Origin of the sequence: Gulosibacter sp. (assembly GCF_052090685.1) — a bacterium.
Taxonomy (GTDB): domain Bacteria; phylum Actinomycetota; class Actinomycetes; order Actinomycetales; family Microbacteriaceae; genus Gulosibacter.
Map to the genome: position 1 here is coordinate 147,425 of NZ_JBQDBE010000008.1, position 8,721 is coordinate 156,145.

9 protein-coding genes are annotated in these 8,721 nt (G+C 59.3%); 3 read left to right on the plus strand and 6 right to left on the minus strand.

What is annotated here, in order from left to right; all coding sequences use genetic code 11:
• Positions 1–17 precede the first annotated feature (17 nt).
• Genes mnhG through ACTHXA_RS07325 form a run of 6 tightly spaced genes read right to left on the minus strand, consistent with a single transcriptional unit; the run spans position 18 to position 6,648 of the window.
• Positions 18–482 (minus strand): monovalent cation/H(+) antiporter subunit G, encoded by a 465-nt coding sequence (mnhG, locus tag ACTHXA_RS07300; protein ID WP_441670871.1) that lies wholly within the window; start codon positions 480–482, stop codon positions 18–20.
• Positions 479–844, minus strand: coding sequence for a monovalent cation/H+ antiporter complex subunit F (locus tag ACTHXA_RS07305; RefSeq protein WP_441670873.1), 366 nt, complete (start codon positions 842–844; stop codon positions 479–481). Before ACTHXA_RS07305 ends, mnhG begins: the two co-directional genes overlap by 4 nt.
• Positions 844–1,506, minus strand: a complete 663-nt coding sequence (locus ACTHXA_RS07310) for a Na+/H+ antiporter subunit E (RefSeq protein ID WP_441670875.1) — start codon at positions 1,504–1,506, stop codon at positions 844–846. The genes ACTHXA_RS07305 and ACTHXA_RS07310 overlap by 1 nt, the downstream gene beginning before the upstream one ends.
• On the minus strand, positions 1,503–3,086 hold the full coding sequence (locus ACTHXA_RS07315) for a Na+/H+ antiporter subunit D (protein WP_441670877.1): 1,584 nt from the start codon (positions 3,084–3,086) through the stop codon (positions 1,503–1,505). Before ACTHXA_RS07315 ends, ACTHXA_RS07310 begins: the two co-directional genes overlap by 4 nt.
• On the minus strand, positions 3,083–3,598 hold the full coding sequence (locus ACTHXA_RS07320; RefSeq protein ID WP_441670879.1) for a Na(+)/H(+) antiporter subunit C: 516 nt from the start codon (positions 3,596–3,598) through the stop codon (positions 3,083–3,085). Before ACTHXA_RS07320 ends, ACTHXA_RS07315 begins: the two co-directional genes overlap by 4 nt.
• Positions 3,595–6,648, minus strand: a complete 3,054-nt coding sequence (locus ACTHXA_RS07325; RefSeq protein ID WP_441670881.1) for a Na+/H+ antiporter subunit A — start codon at positions 6,646–6,648, stop codon at positions 3,595–3,597. The genes ACTHXA_RS07320 and ACTHXA_RS07325 overlap by 4 nt, the downstream gene beginning before the upstream one ends.
• A gap of 119 nt (positions 6,649–6,767) precedes the next feature.
• Here ACTHXA_RS07325 and ACTHXA_RS07330 point away from each other — a divergent pair, with 119 nt between their 5' ends.
• From ACTHXA_RS07330 to ACTHXA_RS07340, 3 genes are all read left to right on the plus strand, one after another.
• On the plus strand, positions 6,768–7,553 hold the full coding sequence (locus tag ACTHXA_RS07330) for a sugar phosphate isomerase/epimerase family protein (protein ID WP_441670883.1): 786 nt from the start codon (positions 6,768–6,770) through the stop codon (positions 7,551–7,553).
• Positions 7,554–7,631: 78 nt separating this feature from the next.
• On the plus strand, positions 7,632–7,886 hold the full coding sequence (locus ACTHXA_RS07335) for an addiction module protein (RefSeq protein WP_441670885.1): 255 nt from the start codon (positions 7,632–7,634) through the stop codon (positions 7,884–7,886).
• 118 nt (positions 7,887–8,004) lie between these two features.
• A complete protein-coding gene (locus ACTHXA_RS07340) occupies positions 8,005–8,193 on the plus strand; it encodes a hypothetical protein (RefSeq protein WP_441670887.1) in 189 nt (62 codons plus the stop codon).
• The last annotated feature ends 528 nt before the right edge of the window (positions 8,194–8,721 follow it).

Consider the following 8,721-nt stretch of genomic DNA (forward strand, 5'->3'; position numbering starts at 1 on the left):
AGTCACCCCGGTAGCCGCTAAAGAGAAAGAGAGTTGGGGGCCGTCGGGTCGAAATCAGAATCCTGCTCGGGTTCGTTTCGCGGCTCTTCACCGGAACGACTGCGCTCTCGCGCTTGTGCCGCATCCTCGGCCCGCTGGGCGCGTTCGACTTCCGCCTCGAGTTCGTCCACTAACAGCGGAACGTTTTCGTAGTGCTTCGAACGGTAACCGCCGCGCGCGAGCACCATACCCGCAGCGGGCGTGGTGATGAACTGGAAGAGCAAGATCGGGAAGATAAACAGCACGGTCGCCCAGTTGGTTTGCTGCAGCGCAAACCCGATCAGGATGAACATGAGGCCTGCGGCCTGTGGCTTCGACTGCGAGTGGAGTCGGCCGAGCATATCCGGAAATCGCAGCATGCCGAACCCTGCTGAGAGTGACAGCAGTGCTCCGAGAAGGACGAAGATACACGTGCCAAGATCAAGCCACAGATTGCCGCTCACTGCACACCACCTTCTTCCTTCGAAGCATTCGGGTCAATATTTCCAGCGGGTGCGGGGGCAGCCTCTCCCTGTTCGGCGGCGTAGTTGTCACGCGGCCGATCGCGCGAAACGAAGCGTGCGACGGCCATGGTGCCGACGGATGCGGTCATTGCGAGTCCCAGAACCAATGGCAGCGTTGCGGTGTGACCGCGCAGCGCCATATCCGCACAAAACACACAAATGAGAATCGTTGCGAGGGTATCGGAACCCACCATTCGGTCGACAATGGAGGGGCCACGAACAATCCGGATCGTGGCGAACACCGCGGCAATCGCGAAACACAGGCCAATGGCCCAGAAGAAAAGCGTGAAGACGAGGTCCATTAGAGTTCAGCCTCCCATTCACGTTCAAGATCTTTCCGCAGGCGTTCGGCTCGTTCCTCGAACTCGCGCTGCCGCTTGTTAGCGAGGAGCGGCTTCCGGCCCTCGTGGGCTCGATCTCTATTAATACGCCAGAGATCTTCGCGGCTACCAATAGCGAGGGCAATCGCCTCTTCAATTTTGTAGGAGTCGGCTCGACCGGCAGCTACCTTTTCGGAGGTATCCGCATCCATGACGTGGAGATAGAGGATGCCACGGAGTCGATCAACTTCGACCACGACCGAACCCGGGACGAGCATGTTGATCTCGGCGGCCACGGTAATGAGCCAGTCGGAGTGCGTGCGCAAACGCACAGCGATGATTGAGGATACGGGAACCTTTTGGGGTCGGACCGCAAGCCACGCGATCTGGAAGGACGCGCCAACGATCCACCAAAGCACACGGAAAATCAGCACGATCGTCCAACCAAGGTGGATTCGACCTGAAAGCACAACCGGTGGCAGGTAGAAGAAGCGCACCACAAGGAGCGAGAAAATGATGCCCGTGCCGATACTGATGACGTCAAACTGACCCCACAAAATCAGCCACAGTGCGATGAGGAAAAAGAGCAGTGGGAGCTGCGTCAGCAGGCTTACCCCTTTACGAGGAGCTTTCTCGGGACTCACGGTTTGATCCCCTCCTCACCATCCACGGAGTTGATGTATTGCTCCGGCACCATCAGGTTCTCGGATGCGGCGTCGGCGATCTCGAAAATCGGACCCGCGAACACGGTCATGAGCACCGTAATGGTCACCATGCTCGCCGTGGCAATGTTCATGATCGTCGAGTTCGTTTTCTGCTCGGTAATCACATCGGCTTCCGGCGTCAGCTCAAGGTGCCGTGTGAGCTGTGAATCGAATTCCTCAACCTCGTTCTGACCGCGCCAGAATCCGAGGTTCCACACGCGGATGAGTGCGTAGAGCGTGAGCAGGCTCGTGAGGGCGCCAACACCAATGGCGATCCACACGAGGTACTGCGGCAAATCGAGGGTGGTTCCCTCGGCGCCCGCGACGAAGAGCATGAGTTTGCCGAGAAAGCCGGAGAAGGGCGGAATGCCGCCGAGGTTCAACAACGGCACAAAGAAGAGGACGGCCACGAAGGGCGCACGTTTCAGCATGCCGCCAAGATGCGTGAGTGAAGAGGTTCCCGCCACTCGCTCGATCAGTCCCGTGACAAGGAAGAGCGCGGTCTGCACCAAAATGTGGTGCAGGATGTAGTACACCGTCGCGGCCCACCCTGCTTCGGTCCCCAGCGCGATGCCGAAGATCATGTAGCCGATGTGGCTCACGAGGGTAAAGGACAGCATCCTTCGAATACTGGCCTGGGCGACCGCACCCAAGATGCCGATCACCATGGTCAGCATCGCCACGACGATGAGCAAGATCGAGATGTCGTTGGATGCGAAAATAAGCGACTCGGTGCGCAGGATCGCATACACACCAACCTTCGTTAGCAACCCCGCGAACACTGCGGTGACCGGTGCGGGCGCCGAAGGATAGGAGTCGGGCAGCCAGAACGAGAGTGGGAAGAGTGCTGCCTTGATCCCGAAGGCGACCAGGAGCATGAGGTGGATAAGAAGCTGGACGTTCTCGGCAACCTCGGGCATGCGGATGGATATCTCGGCCATATTGACCGTGCCAACGGCCGCGTAGACCATCGCAATCGACGCGAGGAAGAGGAAGGACGACACCAGCGAGACTACGACATACGTCACACCCGCGCGGATTCGCGAGGCGGTACCGCCGAGCGTGATCAGCACGAAGCTCGCCACCAACAGGATCTCGAACCCGACGTAAAGGTTGAAAAGGTCGCCCGCGATGAAGGCGTTATAGACGCCCGCGGCGAGAACCAAGTAGGTCGGGTAGAAGATGGAGACCGGTGTCTCTTCATCGCCATCGGCGGCACCCTGACCGATCGAGAAGGCCATCACCGCGATGAGAACGATGCTTGTGACGAGTACCAGGAGCGCTGAGAGCCGGTCGACGACGAGCGAGATACCGAAGGGTGCTCCCCAACCGCCCACCTGCATGACGAGCACTTCCCCAGACTGGTGCACGACAAGTACCAGGGCGATAGAAATCGCCAGGGCAAGAATCATCGTCACGCTCGCGAGGATGATCTGCAGTCGCTGTCGACGGGCAGCCGTCAGGGTGATTGCCGCACCGAGTAAGGGAACCAGGACGATGAGTGGCACTAACCAGCTCATTCAGTTTCCCCCTTTCGATGCTCCGGATGTTCGAAATCGCCAGCTTCCGCGATTTCATCGATCGGCAGCGCACTCGTAACCGCTGCTTCGGCGCTCGTACCAAACTCGGTGTCGGGCCCTTCGCCTTCCTCGAACACCTCGTCGTCTGCCTCTGGATCGATATGGCGAAGTGCCACAGAGTCTTCGTCATCGCCCACGGTATCGACGCGCACCAGCTTCCAGGAGCGATAGAGCAGCGCAAGCATGAACGCGAGCGTCGCGAAGCTAATTACGATCGCGGTGAGGATGAACGCCTGCGGCAGCGGGTCGGAATAGGTGTTCGTCACGCCCTCTTCACCGACGATCGGCTCATCGCCGTATGCGCCCGAGGTAATAAAAATGAGGAGGTTCGTCGCGTTGCCTGCCAGCAGCACGCCGAGGATCATGCGGGTGAAGCTGCGCTCGAGAAGGAGATAGACACCGCAGGCATAGAGAATCACGACGCCTACGAGGAGCACGATATTGATCGTCACTCGCCATTCCCCCTCTCAGTTTCTCGGATTACGGGCAATTGTCGGGTCACCGGCGAAGCTTTCTCGGTGTTCCCGCGAACCTCAGCTTCGTCGAGCACGGTTTCACTTACGCGGAGTTGGCCGCCGGATCTGCGCTCTTCGGCCTGGACATCGAGCTCGCTACCGAGCGAGCGAAGCACGTCAACGGCGAGACCGATCACGATGAGATAGACACCGATATCGAAAATTGTCGAGGTCACAAAGATCAGGTGCCCCACCCACGGGAGTTGTTCATCCACCCAGAATGAGGTGAGCGGCGGATACCCGAAGAAAATGGGGACGAGCGCCGTACCGGCAGCCAGGATCATACCGACCCCGAGCAGTCGACCCGCGTCGAAGCGAACCGCCTCATCGAGTTCGTGTCTTCCGCCGGCCATGTATCGAGCAGCGAGTGCGAGTGCCGCAACCACGCCGCCAGCAAATCCTCCGCCGGGGGCGTTGTGTCCCGAGAACAGGAGGAAGAGCGAGGCGATCAAGAACGCGTGGAAGACGAGTCGCACGACCACTTCAATCACAATCGAACGGTGCTCGGGCGCGAGTGAGTGCCCTGCGAGGAGCCAGACGTGGTGGTCTTTGCGGTCCCGGAGTTTCGTGGGCAGCTGTCGATCATTGCGTCGTCGGGCCGATTCAATGATTGAGTCGCGCATCGCCTGGCGCTCCGGTTTGCGGAAGAACCCACCACGAGGCGCGAGCGATTTCGGCTGTTGGCGCTGCGAGCCACGCGCATTGAGGTACACGAGGCTCGCCACACCGGTCGCGGCGGCAATGAGCACGGACAGCTCCCCCATCGTGTCCCAGCCGCGGATATCGACGAGCGTGACGTTGACAATGTTTTGTCCGTGGCCTCCCTCAACGGCGAGCTCCGGGAAGGAGGCGCCATCAGGAATCACGATTCGAGCGCCCATCGACACGACGACCACGGCCGCAATGGCGATGCCGACGCCGAATCCGATGACCCAACGCAACCAGGAGGGCAGGTTGTTGTCGAGTTTTGCGTGCCGCGCAGGTAGACGACGCAAGACAAGTACGAAGACAATCAGTGAGAGCGTCTCGATGAGCGCCTGCGTCGTGGCGAGGTCCGGAGCTCCCGACAATGCGAAGATCGCAGACTGCGCGTATCCCGTGACACCAACCAGGATGACGCCTTGGAATCGTTTATTGGACCGTGTGGAGGCGAAGGCCGCAATGGCAATGACGACCATGATCGCGACCTGTGCCCAGGTCCACGAAATCGTGAGGTCCGGGCGCTGCACGCCTTGCACGGCAAAGGCTACCGTGACGCTCGCGATCAACACGACAAAGATTGTGGCGAGGTATACCGGCAGCGAACCGCGCTGGGTGGATGAGGTCAGTCTCGCGGCAACCGCATCCGTGACACGCAGCGAAAGCCAGTAGCCGCGCGATGACTCGATGATGTCTGGCACCATCGACTGGATCTTGGCAACCTGCCCGCGGAAGACGAAGAGCAGAATACCGATAGTCAGGGTGATTGCCGACACACCGAGCGCCGGCTCCAGACCGTGCCAGAGCGCGAGGTAGTACGGATGCTCGGGGTCGAGTGCCGGCATCGTATCGGCATAGTGCGTGAGGAGCTGGTCGATCGGTCCAACCAGGAACGGGAACACCACGGTCGCGATGACCAGCAACACCGGCGCAATGAGTTCGTCAATGTGCTCACGTGCTGCCTTGACCGGTTCAACCTTGGGCTTTGTCGCGAATGCACCGTGTAGGAATCGAATCGTGTAGCCAACGGTGAGCAGCGAGCCAATCGCGGTACCGATGAGGGCGACCCAGCCCCAGGAATCTCCGTGTTCAATGCCTGAAATGAAGGCAGAGAATACGCCTTCCTTGGCGATGAATCCCCACAACGGCGGAATACCGGCCATAGAAGCGGCGGCGATGGTTGCGGTAATCGCAAGCACCGGCGCGCTCTTGCCGAGGCCGCTCAGCTTACGAATATCGCGCGTGCCGGTCCGGTGGTCGATGATGCCGACCGCGAGGAATAGCGCTGCTTTGAACAGCGCGTGGCCGATCACCATTGCGAGTGCTGCGAGGCCCGCATCCCGACCACCGTATCCGGCAATCGCGGTCATGAACCCGAGCTGCGAAACCGTGCCGTAGGCGAGGATGAGCTTGAGGTCGTACTGTCGCAATGAACGCCAGCCACCGACCAGCATGGTCCACACACCCACCACGATGAGTACTTCACGGAAACCGGGCACGTCACCGAATTCCGGCATGAGTCGCAGGATGAGGTAGATGCCCGCTTTCACCATCGAAGCGGCATGCAGGTACGCGGATACCGGTGTCGGTGCGGCCATTGCACCGGGGAGCCAGAAGTGGAAGGGAATGAGCGCCGACTTGGTTCCTGCACCAACCAGGATGAGCATGAGCGCGGTGATGAGCGCAGCGCTTGGTTCGATACCCATTCCGATGATCTCGGAAAAGTTTGCGGTACCCGCGATCGCGTGGAGCAGCACCAGCCCGACGAGCATCGCCAGGCCGCCGAAGGTGGTGACCAGTAGCGCCTGCATCGCGGATGCGCGGGAGGCTCGTCGGCCGGTGTAGTGGCCGATGAGCAAGTAGGACAATACGCTCGTGCCTTCCCAGAACACAAACATGAGGTACATATTGTCGGCAGTGACGAGCCCGAACATCACGCCCGCGAAGGCCAGCAACACACCGGCGAATCGTCCGATTCCGGCCTCATTGCGTTCGAAGTAGCTCGCACAGTAAATGAGCACGAGCGCACCGATCGCGGTAACGATCATCGCGAGAACCCAACTGAGGGCATCTATTCGGAACGCGAAATCGAGCCCGATGACCGGCAGCCACTCAATATAGAGTTCCCACGCACCACCGGCAAATACGGTGGGGGCAAGCGTTGCTGTCCAGATCGCTGCGGCTGCAGAGACTGCGGCAGCCACGTAGAACATTGCGTTCCCGGGGAGGCGTTTGAGGGCTGGCATCGCGCAACTCGCGACTCCGAAGAGTGCGAGAAGAACCACCATGCGTACGCACCTTTCCTAGCGCCAAAAAACTTGCGACCTGAACATCCTAGTCGGTTGCGACAGCACAGACTGCTGCTTCACCCAATGGCGCTACTGTTTATTTGATGATCCAGATAGGTATGAGCACTTCGTGCACCTTCCCGAAGTCGGTTGACAGCTCCTTCAAGATTGCGAAGCGGGCTGGATTCGATGGCATGGAAGTTATGGTTTCCACCGAGGATGCAACTCGCTCGGCGGCCACGTTGCGCGCGCTGTCGCGGAAGCACGACCTTCCGGTGCTCGCCATTCACGCGCCGGTGCTGTTCTTTACGCAGTTCGTCTGGGGAACAAAGCCCGCCGTGAAACTGGAGCGATCGGTCGAGCTTGCCTATGACTGCGGCGCTGATGTGGTCGTCGTGCACCCGCCATTTCGCTGGCAGGGAAATTACGCGCAGGACTTTCTGGAGATCGTTCGCCGACTCGAACAGACCACCGGCGTCAAGGTTGCCGTCGAGAACATGTTCCCGTGGAACATCGGTGGTGGCAGTGGGCGGCAAGCCTACTTGCCCGGTATTGACCCCACCGAAATGGACTGCGACTCAATCACCCTCGACTTCTCGCACGCGGCGCTTTCGGGAGCGAACGCGCTCGACCTCGCTCGAGCTGCCGGGCGTCGCCTGCAGCACGTCCACCTCTGCGACGGGCAGGCACCGGGGCAAAACGGCAAGAAGCTGTGGGATGAACATCTCATTCCGGGGCAGGGTGGGCAACCGGTTGCCGAGACGCTGCAGTATCTGGACGACATTAACTACACGGGTCACGTTGTCGCGGAGATCAATACGCGTCCGGCAAAGAGCGAAACAGATCGTATTCGGATGCTCCGCCAGACGGTCGAGTTCGCGCACCGCTATCTTCGGCAGCACTAACTCGTACCGTCATGTGCCGTGTGCAGGTCACCCCGCGAATGACAGCAAGAATTGAGGCACGGTGCCTACACTCGTGACATGTCATTGAGCGCTTCTGAGGTCGAGCAAGCAATGCTCGCGCTAGATCGTAGTGAGCTTGCTGCGCTTGTTCATCGTGGAATCCAAGCACTTGATCCAGGCGACACTGAAGCAACCCAAGTCGAGATCGATGCGGCGTGGCGTGCCGAACTCGAACAGCGCGTCGATGATTTCCTGAGCGGAAAAGCGCAGACGGCACCTTTTGACGAGTCAATTGCTCGCATCCGCGCCAACCTCGCTGCTCAAAACCGTTGACGCTGAGTCTTCGGATTTTTTCACAAGCCGAGGCAGAGATCGAAGCCGCTGCCGCCTGGTACGACGACCAAATGCCCGGGCTGGCGGTGACCTGGTCACCCAAGCTGAAGAGGCGGTCATGAGTATTACCGAGTGGCCGGGGGCTGCCCCAATCTACTACGGCTGGAACCGGGAGCCGATAATGCGGTCAAAGCGACTCAAGAGGTTTCCTTACCTTGTGCTCTATTTCGTCACTGATGTTGAACTCGTGATTGTGGCGTTTTCCCACACCCGGCGGGAACCTGACTACTGGAAAGATCGGCTCTAAGCGAGGTTGTCAGGCGCGCTGCGGCGAAAAAAATCGGGCCAATGAGAACGAGATCCCAAAGAGGCGCCAAGCCGATGCAACCTAGAGAAATCGACAGAGTTATTCATAAATACCTGGTGTTTTGCATTTGCGAAAAAGGGTCGGTTTTCTTGCCTGATTTCGCCCCTCGATCGTCCTCCCACACCACGTGCTACCACCCGATTCGGCCGCACGAAATACCACCCGAAAACCGGGTTACCACCATCCAGAACGTGGTAACCCGCTCTTTCGGTGGTACCCGACAACACACCCGCCGAACCAACCACTCCCCACCACCAAAACACGCCAATCAACACCACCGCATAACCACACCACAAAAAAAAGGGGAGACACCCAAAAGGCATCTCCCCAAACAAGTAACAACATCAACACAACACCCAACCACAACCCCTTAAAAGCAAGAAGGGCATTCCCATAACAGGAACGCCCCTCTCAAAAAGAAGTCCGGCAGTGACCTACTCTCCCACACAGTCCCCCATGCAGTACCAT